Annotated in this window: 13 protein-coding genes; 9 read left to right on the forward strand and 4 right to left on the reverse strand. The window is 48.2% G+C overall.

What is annotated here, in order from left to right:
- Window positions 1-70: 70 nt before the first annotated feature.
- The 7 genes from infC (at window position 71) to ACXAFQ_RS04295 (ending at window position 5,908) form a co-directional block, all read left to right on the forward strand.
- Window positions 71-610, forward strand: a complete 540-nt coding sequence (gene infC, locus ACXAFQ_RS04265; RefSeq protein WP_474818420.1) for a translation initiation factor IF-3 — start codon at window positions 71-73, stop codon at window positions 608-610.
- Window positions 611-726: 116 nt separating this feature from the next.
- Complete coding sequence (gene rpmI, locus ACXAFQ_RS04270; protein WP_012518091.1) at window positions 727-924, forward strand: 50S ribosomal protein L35; 198 nt, start codon at window positions 727-729, stop codon at window positions 922-924.
- A gap of 18 nt (window positions 925-942) precedes the next feature.
- Complete coding sequence (gene rplT / locus ACXAFQ_RS04275; protein WP_070123306.1) at window positions 943-1,299, forward strand: 50S ribosomal protein L20; 357 nt, start codon at window positions 943-945, stop codon at window positions 1,297-1,299.
- 263 nt (window positions 1,300-1,562) lie between these two features.
- Window positions 1,563-2,543 carry a phenylalanine--tRNA ligase subunit alpha gene (gene pheS, locus ACXAFQ_RS04280; RefSeq protein ID WP_070123305.1) on the forward strand — a complete coding sequence of 327 codons (981 nt, stop codon included), beginning with the start codon at window positions 1,563-1,565 and terminating at the stop codon, window positions 2,541-2,543.
- A gap of 12 nt (window positions 2,544-2,555) precedes the next feature.
- A complete protein-coding gene (pheT, locus tag ACXAFQ_RS04285) occupies window positions 2,556-4,943 on the forward strand; it encodes a phenylalanine--tRNA ligase subunit beta (RefSeq protein WP_474818321.1) in 2,388 nt (795 codons plus the stop codon).
- Between the two features lie 3 nt (window positions 4,944-4,946).
- On the forward strand, window positions 4,947-5,246 hold the full coding sequence (gene ihfA, locus ACXAFQ_RS04290) for an integration host factor subunit alpha (protein ID WP_070123303.1): 300 nt from the start codon (window positions 4,947-4,949) through the stop codon (window positions 5,244-5,246).
- Window positions 5,247-5,356: 110 nt separating this feature from the next.
- Entirely contained in the window at window positions 5,357-5,908 is a 552-nt protein-coding gene (locus ACXAFQ_RS04295) for a hypothetical protein (RefSeq protein ID WP_474818322.1), read from the forward strand.
- A 29-nt stretch (window positions 5,909-5,937) separates the two neighbouring features.
- Here the strand turns inward: ACXAFQ_RS04295 and ybaK are convergent, their stop codons facing one another.
- Window positions 5,938-6,423, reverse strand: a complete 486-nt coding sequence (gene ybaK / locus ACXAFQ_RS04300; RefSeq protein ID WP_474818422.1) for a Cys-tRNA(Pro) deacylase — start codon at window positions 6,421-6,423, stop codon at window positions 5,938-5,940.
- A gap of 157 nt (window positions 6,424-6,580) precedes the next feature.
- Here ybaK and ACXAFQ_RS04305 point away from each other — a divergent pair, with 157 nt between their 5' ends.
- Complete coding sequence (locus tag ACXAFQ_RS04305; protein WP_474818323.1) at window positions 6,581-7,951, forward strand: SLC13 family permease; 1,371 nt, start codon at window positions 6,581-6,583, stop codon at window positions 7,949-7,951.
- 18 nt (window positions 7,952-7,969) lie between these two features.
- Here the strand turns inward: ACXAFQ_RS04305 and ACXAFQ_RS04310 are convergent, their stop codons facing one another.
- The 3 genes from ACXAFQ_RS04310 to ACXAFQ_RS04320 are packed head-to-tail and all read right to left on the reverse strand — an operon-like array spanning window position 7,970 to window position 13,617.
- A complete protein-coding gene (locus ACXAFQ_RS04310; protein ID WP_474818324.1) occupies window positions 7,970-9,484 on the reverse strand; it encodes a CsiV family protein in 1,515 nt (504 codons plus the stop codon).
- Window positions 9,484-12,975, reverse strand: coding sequence for a transcription-repair coupling factor (mfd, locus tag ACXAFQ_RS04315; protein WP_474818326.1), 3,492 nt, complete (start codon window positions 12,973-12,975; stop codon window positions 9,484-9,486). The genes ACXAFQ_RS04310 and mfd overlap by 1 nt, the downstream gene beginning before the upstream one ends.
- A 51-nt stretch (window positions 12,976-13,026) precedes the next feature.
- Window positions 13,027-13,617, reverse strand: coding sequence for a PilZ domain-containing protein (locus ACXAFQ_RS04320; RefSeq protein ID WP_474818327.1), 591 nt, complete (start codon window positions 13,615-13,617; stop codon window positions 13,027-13,029).
- 112 nt (window positions 13,618-13,729) lie between these two features.
- Here ACXAFQ_RS04320 and ACXAFQ_RS04325 point away from each other — a divergent pair, with 112 nt between their 5' ends.
- Window positions 13,730-14,923, forward strand: a complete 1,194-nt coding sequence (locus tag ACXAFQ_RS04325; RefSeq protein WP_474818328.1) for a lipoprotein-releasing ABC transporter permease subunit — start codon at window positions 13,730-13,732, stop codon at window positions 14,921-14,923.
- The last annotated feature ends 92 nt before the right edge of the window (window positions 14,924-15,015 follow it).

Consider the following 15,015-nt stretch of genomic DNA (forward strand, 5'->3'; position numbering starts at 1 on the left):
TGTATAAGATTCAGCCCGCTTGCATGAGAAACAGGTGGGCACTAGATTTTAATTTTTGGAGGATTAGCACATTAAAGGCGCTAACAATAAGGCTCAGGGCGATAAAGCCCGCATTAACGACGAAATCCGTGCTCGCGAAGTACGTTTAATCGGTAAAGATGGCGAACAGGTAGGTGTAGTTACCCTCGCAGAAGCGATGCAGACGGCAGAAGCTGCCAGTCTGGACCTAGTGGAAATCAGTCCAAATGCTGAGCCGCCAGTCTGTAAAGTTATGGACTATGGCAAATTCCTCTTTGAAAAAAGTAAAGCTCAGAAAGAGCAGAAGAAAAAACAGAAGCAAATTCAGGTCAAGGAGATTAAATTTCGCCCTGGCACTGATGAAGGCGATTACCAGGTAAAACTGCGCAACCTGCGTCGCTTTCTGGAAAGTGGGGATAAGGCTAAAGTTACGATTCGCTTCCGCGGACGTGAAATGGCCCACCAAGAGATCGGCATTGAGCAACTGAATCGTGTTAAAACCGATTTGGAAGACATTGCCACTTGCGAATCCTTTCCACGTCGTGTGGAAGGCCGCCAGATGATCATGGTGCTTGCCCCAATTAAGAGGTAGTAGTGGTCTAAAGTTTTCAAAGAATCTGCACCTTTGAAACACCCTGCTGCAAACATCAATCGACAAACGGTGACTGCACACTGAATGTCGTTATTAAACAATGCGGAGTTTTAGCAATGCCTAAAATGAAAACTGTAAGCGGTGCCGCCAAACGTTTCAAGAAAACGGGTTCTGGCCGCTTTAAAAGCAAACAGTCTCACTTACGTCACATTCTGACTAAGAAGAGCTCTAAGCGTAAACGTCACCTGCGTGGCAAAAAACTGGTTCATGACTCTGATACTAAATTAGTTCAGCGCATGCTGCCTTACGTATAAGACTTAGGAGACTGATTAATGGCTAGAGTAAAACGCGGCACTATTGCACGTGCTCGTCACAAAAAAGTCCTCAAGCAGGCAAAAGGTTATTACGGTGCACGTTCACGTGTTTATCGCGTAGCGGTACAGGCCGTAACTAAAGCTGGTCAATATGCATATCGTGACCGTCGTCAGCGTAAGCGTCAATTCCGTCAACTGTGGATTGCACGTATCAATGCTGCGGCTCGTCAAAATGGTATCTCTTACAGCCGTTTCATCAACGGTCTGAAGAAAGCGTCTGTTGAAATCGATCGTAAGATCCTTGCCGACATCGCGGTACATGACAAGGTAGCATTCAGCGCATTAGTCGAAGCGGCTAAAGGCGCATTAGCTTAATTTTTTAACAAATTAAGTTTAAGTTCTTTCGGGAAACGGCGAGCAGGATGCTCGCCGTTTTTCGTTTCTGCACAAAAATTTTTCCATTCTTCCGCCACCTCTGGCAATAACGCACCAAAATACAAATTAATCCTGTAAATCTCGGAATATTCAGCCTGTTAGGGTAGCCGTTATCTTCGTCTGTCGTGTAAACTATGGGTTTATATTAAGGGCGAACAGAAACGCTGTTTGTTCAACCACTACCATGCCAAATTGAGGATAACATGGAGCTTGAAGCGATAATCAGTCAGGCCCGGAGTCAGATTGACGCTGCCGAAGATGCAGCAACACTCGATCAGGTGCGTGTCGAGTTTATGGGTAAAAAAGGCAAGCTTACCGACCTGCTGAAAGGCTTAGGTAAACTGTCTAACGAAGAACGTCCTGCAGCAGGGCAAAAAATCAATGTTGCTAAGCAACAGATTCAGGAACTGATCAGCGTGAAAGGCGAAGCCCTTCGTAGCGCTGAGCTGAATGCCAAGCTTGCCGAAGAGGCCGTAGACGTATCTGCGCCGGGTCGTGTCGAGTTGCCGGGCAACCTGCATCCCGTTACCCGCACTATCAGCCGTATTGAACAGTTCTTCGGTGAATTGGGTTTTGCGGTAAAAACCGGTCCTGAAGTGGAAGACAGCTTCCATAACTTCGATGCGCTGAACATTCCTGCGAATCACCCGGCACGTGCAGACCACGATACCTTCTATTTTAATCCCGACGTGATGTTACGTACCCAAACCTCTGGCGTACAAATTCGCACGATGGAAACGGAAAAGCCGCCACTGCGTATCATCTCACCGGGTCGCGTTTATCGTAACGATTACGACCAAACGCACACGCCAATGTTCCACCAAGTAGAAGGTTTGATGGTTGACCGCAACGTAAACTTTGCGGAACTGAAAGGTATTCTTCACGAATTCCTGGAAAACTTCTTCGAAGAGTCACTCGAAGTGCGCTTCCGTCCTTCTTATTTCCCGTTCACAGAGCCTTCAGCGGAAGTAGACGTGCGTCGCAAAGGTGGCAAATGGCTGGAAGTACTGGGCTGCGGCATGGTGCACCCGAATGTACTGAAAGCGGTTAATATCGATCCTGAAGAATTCACTGGCTTTGCTTTTGGTATGGGCGTTGAACGCCTTACCATGCTGCGCTATGGCGTTAACGACCTGCGCGCATTTTTCGAAAACGATCTTCGTTTCCTGAAGCAGTTCAATTAAGGCAAAGCAATCATGAAATTTAGTGAACAGTGGTTAAGAGAGTGGGTTAACCCACAGGTTTCTACCGATGCCTTATCTGAACAGCTCAGCATGGCTGGTCTGGAAGTTGATGGCGTTGAACCGGTGGCAGCGGATTTCTCCGGTGTGGTCGTCGGTAAAGTGGTTGAGTGTGGTCAGCACCCGAATGCAGACAAACTCAGAGTAACAAAAATTAATGTCGGTGAAGAGGAATTACTGGACATCGTATGCGGTGCGCCTAACTGTCGCGAAGGATTGAAAGTTGCAGTAGCGAAAGTCGGAGCAGTTCTTCCCGGTGATTTCAAAATTAAAAAGGCCAAACTTCGTGGCGAGCCTTCTCACGGTATGCTTTGTAGCTTTTCTGAGCTTGGCATGGGAGAGGATCATAGCGGCATCATTGAGCTTCCTGCAGACGCAGAGCTTGGCATGGACATTCGCGATTATCTGAACCTCGATGACAACATCATTGAAGTGGATTTAACACCAAACCGTGCTGACTGTCTGGGTATTCGTGGTCTGGCCCGTGAAGTGGGTGTACTGAACAGCACTGATGTGACAGAGCCGACTATCGACGACGTAGAAGCGTCTATCGATGACAAACTGGCGATTACCTTAAGTGCGCCAGAGGCGTGTCCCCGTTATCTTGGACGTGTTATTTGCAACGTAGACGTAAAAGCAGAATCCCCACTGTGGCTGAAAGAAAAGCTGCGTCGTTGTGGCGTGCGATCTATTGATCCTATCGTTGATGTGACCAACTACGTTCTCCTTGAACTGGGTCAGCCACTGCACGCGTTCAACTTAGACGCCATCGACGGCAATATAAATGTGCGCTTGGCCCATGCCGGTGAACAGCTTACTCTGCTCGATGAAAACACCGTTGAACTGAAAGACAACACGCTGGTTATCGCCGACGACCACAAAGCACTGGCAATGGCGGGTATCTTTGGTGGTTTGCACTCCGGTGTGAACGAAGAAACAAAACACATCCTGCTTGAAAGCGCGTTCTTTAATCGTGATGCTATTGCGGGTCGCGCACGTCAGTATGGTTTACATACTGATGCGTCTCACCGCTACGAGCGTGGCGTCGATCCATTACTTCAGCATAAAGCGATGCAACGCGCCACTGCGCTTATCCTTGAAATCTGTGGTGGTCAGCCGGGTCCTGTGGTTGAGGCCGTCGAAGAAAGCGCCTTACCAGTGTCTTCTGATGTTGTATTGCGCCGTGCCCGGTTAAGCCGTGTGCTGGGTATCGATATTGCCGATGACAAAGTGACTGACATTCTTACCCGTTTGGGGCTGGATGTCACCGTGACGGAAGCGGGCTGGGAAGCGAAAGCGCCAAGCTATCGCTTCGATATCGCCATTGAGGAAGATCTGATTGAGGAAGTTGCCCGTGTCTACGGTTACAACAGTATCCCTGATCAGGCACCAAAAGGTTCACTTAAGATGTTGGATAGTAAGGAATCTGATATTCCAGCATCCCGTTTTAAAACTGAACTTACTGCCCGTGGTTACGTCGAAGCTATAACGTATTCGTTTGTTGATCCGAAAATTCAGAATGCACTTTTCCCTGAACAGCCGGGTATGGTACTGCCACATCCGATTTCATCTGATATGTCGGTGATGCGTGTCAGTCTTTGGCCTGGATTATTAGGCGCAACGGCCTATAACCAGAAGCGTCAACAGTCTCGCGTTCGTTTGATGGAAACGGGTCTGCGTTTTCTGCCAGACGAATCTGCTCCTAACGGGGTGCGTCAGGAACCTGTTATTGCCGGTGTTATCGCTGGCCGTCGTAGCGAAGAAAGCTGGCTAAGTGACGATAACAGCGTAGATTTTTTTGATATTAAAGGTGATGTTGAGGCTATACTAGCATTAACGGCTAATACACAGTCCGTTGAGTTTGTTGCAGCGTCGCATTCAGCGTTACACCCTGGCATGACTGCTGAAGTTTTCCTTGACGGAAAATCAATCGGTTACGTGGGTGCGGTGCATCCGCAATTCAGTAAGTTACTGGGTGTTAGCGGTCGTGTATTTGTCTTTGAGCTTGATCTTAAAGCGATTTCTGTGCGTAACTTGCCACAGGCTAGTGCGATTTCCCGCTTCCCAGCGAACCGTCGGGACATCGCAATTACGGTCAAAGATGAGGTTACCGTTGGAGCCATTCTTTCTTTTGTAGAAAAAATTGGCGTAAATCAACTAGTTGGCCTAAACTTGTTCGACGTATACAAAGGCAAAGGTGTAGAGCCTGGCTTCAAGAGCCTGGCATTGTCTCTGGTACTACAGGATCCCGATAAAACCCTGGAAGAAGCTGAAATTCAACAAGCAGTGGAAACCGTGGTTAAAGGGCTTGAAACCGAGTTTGGGGCAGCGTTAAGAGAGTAGATTATGGCATTGACCAAAGCCGAAATGGCTGAACACTTATTCGAAAAACTGGGTATTAACAAGAAAGACGCTAAGGATTTGGTGGAAGCCTTCTTTGAAGAAATCAAAGAAGCGTTAGAATCCGGTGAACAAGTGAAACTGTCAGGTTTTGGTAATTTTGACCTGCGTGACAAAAACGAGCGTCCAGGCCGGAACCCGAAAACCGGGGAAGATATTCCGATCAAGGCCCGTCGAGTTGTTACATTCCGTCCCGGACAGAAGCTGAAAAGCCGGGTTGAAAACTCAAAGCCTCCAACAGAGTAACAATTAGGGCGCGGCTAGCGCCTTGATTACGCTGTTTTACTTTTCTTTGTAGAAGGCAAGGCGTGTAGCGCTTTGCCTTTTTCCTTGTTTATAAAACGCCTGGAGTGATAATGAAAAAAGCAGGTTTACTTATTGGCCTGGTTGCAGTTTGCGTTATCGGATACTTCATCTACCTTTCTGATACTTCTTCTGAATCTGAAACTGTGCCAGTAATTACCGTGATGGATATTCTCCATGCAACGGATTTACAAGCAGGCATAAAACAAGCCGTTATCGATAGTGATAACGAAGCCTTGGCTACCTGGATGGAAAAAGCGGCACACGTGGGTGAGCAAGCGGGTTTAGCGGCAAACGATATGGCCTATCTGAATTCGCAACGCGCCATTGATTATGTGAAATTCAATGCCAAACGCAGCTTATTTAACGATGAGTTTGAGAAGCGATATTATGCCCTTGAGGAAATCGATTCGTTGAAAAAGGCTTATCCGGAAGCGAAAGACCTATTTCCTAAAGTGGACGCACTGATAGAAAAACGTGACCAAATCATCTTACAGATTGCCGATACGTTTTCACCAGGGCAATCGCCGACTGAAGCGGAGTTAGATGAAGCCCGCACCATGTGGCAACAACGTTACCGCCAGCAAGTCGAAAATCCATCGTAACAGTTAAGAAGAGCTGGGCATGCTAGCCACTAATACTCGCCACCGTCGGTAACAATTAAGGGTGCAAAGTGTCCGTTGGTAGCACGGCTTAAGTCTGCAGGCGTTAAGGCCACTTCCAGGCCACGCCTGCCCGCACTGACATGCATCGTTTCCAACACCGTCGCGCTGTCATGAATGAATGTGGGCAGTCGTTTTTTCTGACCAAGCGGACTCACGCCGCCAAGAATATATCCCGTCATTCGTTCAACATCTTGTGGTTTTGCCATACCGGCCTTCTTTGCCCCTGCCGCTTTTGCCGCGGCCTTCATACTGAGTTTTTCAGCAACCGGTAGAATGCACACGGCCCATTGTTGCTTGTCGAGTTCTACCACTAGCGTTTTAAATACCGTTGCGGGGTTTAAGCCTAGCTTTTCTGTGGCTTCCAGGCCATAAGATGGCGCTGCAGGATCGTGTTGGTATTTCAATACAGAATGAGGCGTTTTATTTTTTTTGAGCAAGTTTATGGCGGGTGTCATTTGTCTCTTATTAGGCTGATATACGCCGTAAGTCATCGGTTTCATTTTGCATAAGCGTCTGCTTTTATGTTATCACTGTCAACGATTTAACTAAATAATCACGCCTTTCAGAATTTTTCTTATGTAGTAGGCGCTTCTCGCGTCCGGATTTTTATTTATGCACGTAAAGTACAAGTTTCTCGGCCTGTCGGCAGTGGCAAGCCTGATTGTGTTTTTTATTATGTTTGCCAATGGCTTTGATCAGAAGATGAGTATGACAGCCGGGCTCACCGTTCTCATTGCCATGTTATGGATGACAGAGGCCATGCCAATTCCAGTAACCTCGTTAATTCCGTTTTTTGCTTTTCCCATGGCAGGGGTGATGACCTATCAGGATGCGTCTTCATCACTGGGTAGCCATGTTATTCTTCTTTTGATGGGCGGGTTCATGCTTTCCAAGTCATTGGAAAAGTCGGGCGTGCACCGTCGCCTTGCGGTTTACATGCTTAAACTTACTGGTGCTTCAAACGCTAAACGACTGGTGTTGGGGTTCATGTTAACCTCTGCGGTGCTGAGTATGTGGATATCGAACACCGCGACCTGTTTAATGTTGCTGCCCATTGCCCTGGCCATTATTAGCTCAGTGAGTAACCCTACATTGGCATCCGCAATTTTACTGGGTATCGCTTACGCGGCCAGTATCGGTGGCGTGGGTACGCCCATCGGCACGCCGCCTAATATCATCTTCATGAGCGTATATCAACAAACAACCGGCACCGAGCTTAGCTTCCTCGACTGGATGAAAACCGGTATTCCGGTTGTATTGCTGGCTATACCGGTTATGGCACTGTGGCTCACCCGTAATCTTGGTAAAATCCCGGAAGTGGTTTTGCCACAAAGTGGCGAGTGGAAGCCCGCTGAAAAACGTGTGCTGGTTTCATTTTTGATTATTGCGCTGGCCTGGGTTTTCCGTCCTTTCTGGACAGAGTGGTTAAACATGCCTTTCGTGAGCGATAGCACCATTGCGATTGCTGGCGTGGTGATGATGTGTTTAATACCCGATGGCGACAAAGAAAAGCCGGGTCAAATCCTCGACTGGGATACCGCTGCGCAAATTCCATGGGGGTTACTCATGGTGTACGCAGGGGGAATTTGTCTGGCGAAAGCATTTACCGTTTCGGGCTTAAGTGTGGTGTTAGGTAATGCACTTACCGATCTCTCTGTTTTACCCATCATGTTACTTATTCTGGTGCTCTGCCTGGCGGTAAGCTTTGTCACAGAGGTCACGTCGAATACCGCCACGGCTACACTACTGATGCCAATTCTTGCCAGTGCCGCTGTTGCTTTGGATATCGACCCGATTGTACTTATGATGCCTGCAGCGATTAGTGCGAGCTGTGCGTTTATGATGCCAGTAGCAACGCCCACCAACACCATTGTTTATGGTAGCGGTCATATAGATATGAAGACGATGATAAGGGAAGGGACCATACTGAATATTCTGGTGGCTTTTGTGGTTACAGGCGTTGTGATTGTTACTCGCCTGTAACCGCTACGGCGTTTGAACTTAGGGTCGTTGATGTCGGCGGATTTCAACGACCATGCCGAACATGGGGTGGTCGAAGTAGTGAATTTGCTTGCTGATCACCCGTCTTACCTGATGGAACGGCACGGTTTTTAACTCATACTCCAAAGATTGCCCCACGTCTGCAGTTTCTCCAGGCTCTTCTTTCGCAATTGGCTGGCGATAATCCATTTCACTGTCGATGTGCAGGTACGGCACACGATTTATATATTTCAAATACACTTTCAGGTAGCCATCGAGTTGCCAGATGGCTGGGTTTTCACCCTGGCCCACAAGCGCCAACGAAGTTGACGGATTGTCTGTTGGTGTTTGCTGCGTGGCAGTTGCCGCCATCAATGCATTGAATGACACTGGCTTAGCCGTATCCAGGCGGGCGTTCAATTTGTTAAAGAACGTATCCTGACTGAGTGTCTGATCATCTTGCTCATTATCTGCAATATCTGTAAATGAAAAGCCGCTTTCTGGTTCAATAGCTTCGCCATCTAAGGTGAAACTTTCCGCATAGTTTTTACCTGCAATTATGCGCATCGCATCTGCTTTTTTTTCACCAAACTTCACCGGTTGACGCCAGGCAACGTGAAGCAGACGATTAATGCCGCGAGTTTGACGAATTTGGCGAGAGAGCTTGGTGAGTTCCAGGCTGTCATAAGGCAGTAAATGCGCCGATGCGGCGGCTTGCCAATCGCGTCCATCAAGAAATTCAGGCACTTCTGATGGTGCGGGTAGACTGTTATCCGGTTGCCATGTTTTCCATTTACCGTTTTCCAGACTTAACCAGTCGTGCTGAGGTTCACAAAACCTAAACGCGGGTACGGAAACCGGTTTTGCATCGTTAATTCCGGAGAAGGCTATCCAGTAACTGGCTATCTCCGTATCTGTTACTGGTATGATTTCTGGCTCTAAGGGCGCATCTTCTGTCGCCATGCTGTTATCTTGCGAAGCAAAATGGTCATTGAGTCCATCGGAGAAACGATTTTCACTTTCGTAAACCGTTTCTTGTGAATCAAGTTCCTGGGTATCGCGTGTAGTTTCCTCAATCAACCGTGCAGCGGATGGGTTAACGCCATCAAACGAATCATCTGTGTTAAGGTTGTCATTGCTCGCATAGTCAGCCCCTGTGCCGGAAATGCCGCTATCATCCGGTGCGCGTTGCGGCGGAGTCTGCGTGGCTTTCCATTGTTCATGGTCTGCTAAAATTTGCTCCACAGAAGGTTTGTCTATCCACAATGGATTGGTAGGGACACCACACGTACCCAGGGCTTGTTTCACGTAATTGATATCAGGACGCAGATAACCTTCAATCAGGTTCATGTCGGCAACGGCGGGTTCCAGCAAGTCATCTTGCGCGAACTGTTCATTTAATTCGCTGATACTGACGTTACGGTCAAAGATGATGACTTCAATATCAAACCACCAGTCATCCGCCGCGCTTGCGGGTGCCGATGCGAACAAAGCTGCACTTAGGCACGCTGCAAGAGTCGATAACCGCTTCTTCACTACCTGGTCTCCATGGCGAAGTTATTAAGTACTTTTTCAATGAGCTGCAGACGTTCTTCGGCCGTTTCGGTTTTCTTCACTAGCCTGAGTTTCTGGCTGCCTTCAAACCGGAAGGTGTCTGACTGTGTCTGTACCAACTGAATAATATATCCGGGATCTACCGGGGTATTTTCCCTGAATTCAATGGAACCGCCAACACTGGTCATGTCAATTTTTGTGATACCCAGCTGTTTTGCGATGAGTTTGAGCTCTGCAACCTTAATCAATTGCTTTGCCGGTACTGGCAGCAAACCGAACCGATCGATACATTCAACCTGGAATTCATCAATGGCTTCTTTCGACTGGCAACTGGCTAATTGCTTGTACAGTGACAAACGCTGATTCACATCGGCGATATAATCATCGGGTAGCAGGGCAGGAATACGCAGCTCAATTTCAGTTTGATTTGCTGATGTATCTTCGAGGCTAGGTTCTCGGCCCTCTTTAAGTGCAGCCACGGCTTGATCCAGCATGTCCATATACAATGTGAAACCAATGGAGGCGATCTGCCCCGACTGACCATCACCAAGCAATTCACCGGCACCACGAATCTCGAGATCGTGGGTGGCAAGGGCAAAACCAGCGCCCAAATCTTCCAGGCTGGAAATCGCTTCGAGGCGCTTAGCCGCATCTTTGGTCATACGTTTCGGGTGCGGCGTGAGCAAATACGCGTAGGCCTGATGGTGGGAACGTCCTACACGGCCACGCAACTGGTGAAGCTGGGCGAGGCCAAGATGATCAGCACGGTCCATGATGATGGTGTTCGCTGTCGGCACGTCGATACCCGTTTCAATGATTGTGGTACACACCAACACATTGTAACGCTGGTGATAGAAATCGCTCATTACCGTTTCCAGTTCGCGCTCACGCATCTGGCCGTGACCAATAGCAATACGGGCTTCCGGCACAATTTCTTCAATTTCTTTTGCCGTTTTTTCTATGGTATCCACTTCGTTGTGCAGGAAGTAAACCTGACCACCCCGTAGAATTTCCCGCATGATGGCTTCACGAATTACCGCTTTGTCACGTTGCTGAACAAAGGTTTTTATCGACAAACGGCGGGCTGGCGGTGTGGCGATAATCGACAAATCACGCATACCCGATAACGCCATGTTTAGCGTACGCGGTATGGGGGTTGCGGTGAGGGTGAGAATGTCTACATCGGCACGCAAGGCTTTGAATTTCTCTTTCTGGCGTACGCCGAACCGGTGTTCTTCGTCAATAATAACCAGGCCCAAATCGTTAAACTCAATGTCGCTACTGAGCAGTTTGTGGGTTCCGACTACAATATCGACTTTGCCGTTTTTAATGCCTTCTACGACAGACTTTTGTTCTTTGCCGCTTACAAACCGGCTCATGACTTGAATATTAAATGGCCAGTTGGCAAAGCGGTCTTTGAAGTTTTCAAAATGCTGTTGGGCGAGCAGGGTAGTTGGAACCAGAATGGCAACCTGTTTCCCATGATTAGCCGCCAAGAAAGCTGCACGCATGGCCACTTCGGTTTTACCAAAGCCCACATCCCCGCAAACCAAGCGATCCATGGCTTGTGGTGAGCCCATGTCTTGAATCACTGAATTGATGGCTTGCATCTGATCCGGCGTTTCTTCGAAAGGGAAGCTATCACCAAAACTCTGATAATCTTCCCAGTTGATGTCGTAAGCGTAGCCCGGCTTTGCAGCACGCTTGGCGTAAACATTTAAGAGCTCTGCGGCTACATCACGGACTTTCTCTGCCGCTTTTTGTTTCGCCTTACTCCAGGCGTCGGAGCCCATGGCGTGTAATGGCGCATGCTCTACGTCACCGCCGGTGTAGCGGGAAATCAGGTGCAATGATGATACTGGCACATAGAGTTTGGATTGCTTGGCGTACTCGATACAGACATATTCGGTGAGAACACCACCTGCATCCAGTGTTTGCAGGCCAATGTAACGTCCCACACCGTGATCGAAGTGGACCACGGGCTGACCCAAAGAGAGCTCGGCCAGGTTACGGATAATGGCGCTCTCATCGGTGGCCTGGCGTTTATCACGAAGACGACGCTGGCTTACCTTGTAGCCAAGTAGTTCGGTTTCGGTGATTAGCAGCAGATTGCCTTCTGCCCGCTGCCATTCAAAACTGTTTTCAATTAAACCAATACAGATCCCGATGGCAGTACTGCTATTGATGAAGTCGGAAAATTGATTCACCGATTCGGGTTTAATTTTAGCTTTACCCAACAAGCCAAGTAGATTTTCCCGACGCCCCTGTGATTCAGCGACAAACAACACTCGGCTTCCCGCGTTCCGCGCCGTTTTCATTTTGTCTAGCAGCGCTTGCGCTGGTTGCTTTTTCTGCGGGTTGAAAGCGATGTCGTTAATCGCCTCGCAGGCGAGGTTGACTTTCCCCGCCTTTTGTTCAATTTCATCCGTGTGCAACGTCACCCGTGGCCACACTTTCACCCGCTCGAAAAGTTGGTTGACCGGTAAGAACAGGGTGTCGGGTGATAACAGTGGGCGAGATAAATCATAGCGGCGCTGTTCATAGCGCTCGTTAACGTCCGTCCAGAAAAATTCACCGGCATCCATGATGTTGCCATGCATGATGAGCATGGCGTTGTTATGTAAATAATCGAATAGCGTAGCGGTTTTTTCGAAGAAGAGCGGCAGGTAATATTCCACACCGCCTGGCATAGTGCCTTTTGACACCTGACTTAATATGGTTTCCTGGGCGCTGACATTATCAAACGTGTCCAGATACTGGGCCCTGAAACGGGTAATCGCTTCTTTGTCGGTGGGAAATTCCCGGGCCGGTAGCAGTCTTATTTCTTTAACTTCATCGGAAGAGCGCTGGGTGTCGGTTTCGAAATAGCGGATAGAATCAATTTCGTCGTCGAACAAGTCGATGCGGAAGGGACGGTTACTGCCCATGGGGAACAAATCGATAATGGAACCGCGAATAGAGAATTCACTGTGGCTCATCACCTGATTCACATGCAGATATCCCGCTTGCTCTAAATTGCGGCGAAACTGGTCGCGGTCCAGCGTTTCGCCTTTGTGTAACATCAGCAGGTATTTGTTCAGGTAATCGACTGGTGCTAAACGCTGCATCAGGGTGTTTACCGGAACGATGAAAATGCCTTTGGGCTCGTTGGCCATGCGGTACAAGGTTTCCATACGCTGAGACACAATGTCTTGATGCGGTGAAAACATGTCGTAGGGCAGGGTTTCCCAATCTGGGAATAAGGTGGTTACCGAGCGATCATTGTCGAGAAAATAGCGTAATTCACGCTGCAACTTCATGGCTGAAGGCGTATCAGCCGTGATCACAACAACCGGGCCATTGTGTTGTTTATAGGCCTGACTGATCGCCAGTGCGCGGCTACTACCTTTTAACTGTCCCCATTGCTGATGATCACCGGGAGCGTCTGATTTTTTGCTTTTTGGCAGCGGAAGAGAAAAAATTGAGGCTGTCATGTTACCTATAAAACTGTTTAGTGATTATTGCTTTGCCTGTGGCAAAAAAAATTAGTCCTTTTTGTCCTGCGCGCGTTTGCGTAATTGCTGGGTTTGCAAATGCAGGCTGGCCCGAACCAGTAATTCCTGGTCTTGCTCGCGAATACTGCTAAAAATAAAGGAGATATGGTAACCATCTTCCTGCGCCTCGCAAGCGATAACTTCGCCAAAACAATAGATGGCGGCGGCTTCCTGATTAAGGAACACTTTTAGCTCTGCGTGAGTGCCGGGCGTAAAGGGTTCAGACGATTGCACCACAATGCCACCCCCACCGAAGCGAGTGGTTGTGTAGCGACACTTTTCATCATCTTGTTGCTGAAGAATGTAAGACATCATTAAATCTATTTTTCGCGCCTGATGATTAAGGTATTCGGTCAGCGCGGCAGCATGGTCACCAAGATTACGTAACGGGCGTAGCGCTTGTGCTTCGATAGCGGCCATTTCACCGGCAATGCGAAAGGCATAAGGCATACAGGAATCTAAATCTGCAGTTGCAGGCACAGCATTATCAGCCACTGGCTGCACATTCACCGGAATGTCATGGGCAATCATGAAGTATTCGTCGAATTGTGCTTTCTTCTCTGCCAGGGTGTCGTTGCTCATTTATTTCCCATTACATCAATCTTGTACGTGCTAAAGCTTACACGTAGACTAGCCACTTTACTAATGTGACATGCCCCGTCAGGGATTTTTTTCACCGAATCGCCGAGTTTACATGTTTCAACCCGTCTCCGCCTTTCTGGCTCTTCGATATTCTACTGCGAATAAGCAAAATAGTTTTGTTTCATTCATTAACTTTTTTTCCGTTGCCGGTATTGCACTGGGTCTGATGGCACTGATCATTGTGCTGTCGGTCATGAATGGGTTTGAGCAACAATTAAAGCAGCGGATATTAGGTTTGGTGCCACATGTGGTGGTGCACGAGGCTCCTCAAAACATGCCTGCATTGTCGAATGCCGTGAAACAGACAATGCCGTTTACCGAGACCGAAGGTGTGATACAAGCGCGCAACGGATTACGCGGTGTACAGATCCAGGGGGTTGTGCCGAAGCAAATGGCCGAGTCTATAGTAGCTCAGAACATGCTCTCAGGCAGTATGAATGCCCTTGAGAGCGGCGCATTCAGAGTAATTATTGGTCGCGCGTTGGCGGTGCAATTAGATATTCGCCCCGGTGACAAAATGCGTTTAATGGTAGCCGGGGCAAGTGTATATACGCCATTAGGTCGCATGCCTAGCCAACGCATTGTGGAAGTGGCTGGTATTTATGGCGTAGGTTCGCAAATGGACGATAAGATTATTTTTATGTCATTGCGCGATTTAATGCGTTTGTTGAGAAAGCCTGAAATCGCCGACACCGATACCCGTCTTTTTCTTAACGATGCCTTCCAGTACCAGGTTGTATTAGATGAATTGAATGCGCTGGAATTGAATTCAGATAATTGGCGTGAACGTCAGGGGCCATTATTTGATGCGGTGAAAATGGAAAAGAACATGATGTTCATGATGCTGCTACTGATCATTGCGGTAGCCGCTTTTAACATTGTTTCTGCTTTAGTAATGGTAGTCACTGAGAAGCAAGGTGATATCGCCATTTTACAAACTCAGGGTATGGAGCCTGGCCAGATACGCAGTGTATTTCTACTGAACGGCCTGTTTAATGGCGTGAAGGGCGCGATAATCGGCCTGATTCTGGGTATACTGGTAACTTACCAACTTAATAACATTCTGGCGTTGCTGAATATTCAATTGGCGCTTTCTGCCGACGGGCAGGGAATACCCGTCGATCTTCGTTGGCATCAGGTGGTTTGGGTGACGTTGTTCTCGATGGCTTTGTGTTTGCTCGCCAGCGTTTATCCCGCAGTACGCGCGATGAAAGTACAACCTGCCAATGCGTTGCAGAATGAGTGATGTAAGTTATTTGTTAGCTTGACCAAATGGTTAATTTTACGTGCAAACAATGCGGAATTTCACTATACTGCCCGCCCTCTGAAAAACAGGCC

This window comes from Alteromonas sp. ABH2_165 (assembly GCF_056159945.1).

Excerpts from the sequence above, each read along its gene's own strand:
- ACXAFQ_RS04320 (WP_474818327.1), bottom strand. The coding sequence starts at position 13,617 with ATGAGCAACGACACCCTGGCAGAGAAGAAAGCACAATTCGACGAATAC.
- pheS (WP_070123305.1), top strand. The coding sequence starts at position 1,563 with ATGGAGCTTGAAGCGATAATCAGTCAGGCCCGGAGTCAGATTGACGCT.
- mfd (WP_474818326.1), bottom strand. The coding sequence starts at position 12,975 with ATGACAGCCTCAATTTTTTCTCTTCCGCTGCCAAAAAGCAAAAAATCA.
- rpmI (WP_012518091.1), top strand. The coding sequence starts at position 727 with ATGCCTAAAATGAAAACTGTAAGCGGTGCCGCCAAACGTTTCAAGAAA.
- ACXAFQ_RS04325 (WP_474818328.1), top strand. The coding sequence starts at position 13,730 with ATGTTTCAACCCGTCTCCGCCTTTCTGGCTCTTCGATATTCTACTGCG.
- pheT (WP_474818321.1), top strand. The coding sequence starts at position 2,556 with ATGAAATTTAGTGAACAGTGGTTAAGAGAGTGGGTTAACCCACAGGTT.
- ACXAFQ_RS04305 (WP_474818323.1), top strand. The coding sequence starts at position 6,581 with ATGCACGTAAAGTACAAGTTTCTCGGCCTGTCGGCAGTGGCAAGCCTG.
- ihfA (WP_070123303.1), top strand. The coding sequence starts at position 4,947 with ATGGCATTGACCAAAGCCGAAATGGCTGAACACTTATTCGAAAAACTG.
- ACXAFQ_RS04295 (WP_474818322.1), top strand. The coding sequence starts at position 5,357 with ATGAAAAAAGCAGGTTTACTTATTGGCCTGGTTGCAGTTTGCGTTATC.
- rplT (WP_070123306.1), top strand. The coding sequence starts at position 943 with ATGGCTAGAGTAAAACGCGGCACTATTGCACGTGCTCGTCACAAAAAA.
- ybaK (WP_474818422.1), bottom strand. The coding sequence starts at position 6,423 with ATGACACCCGCCATAAACTTGCTCAAAAAAAATAAAACGCCTCATTCT.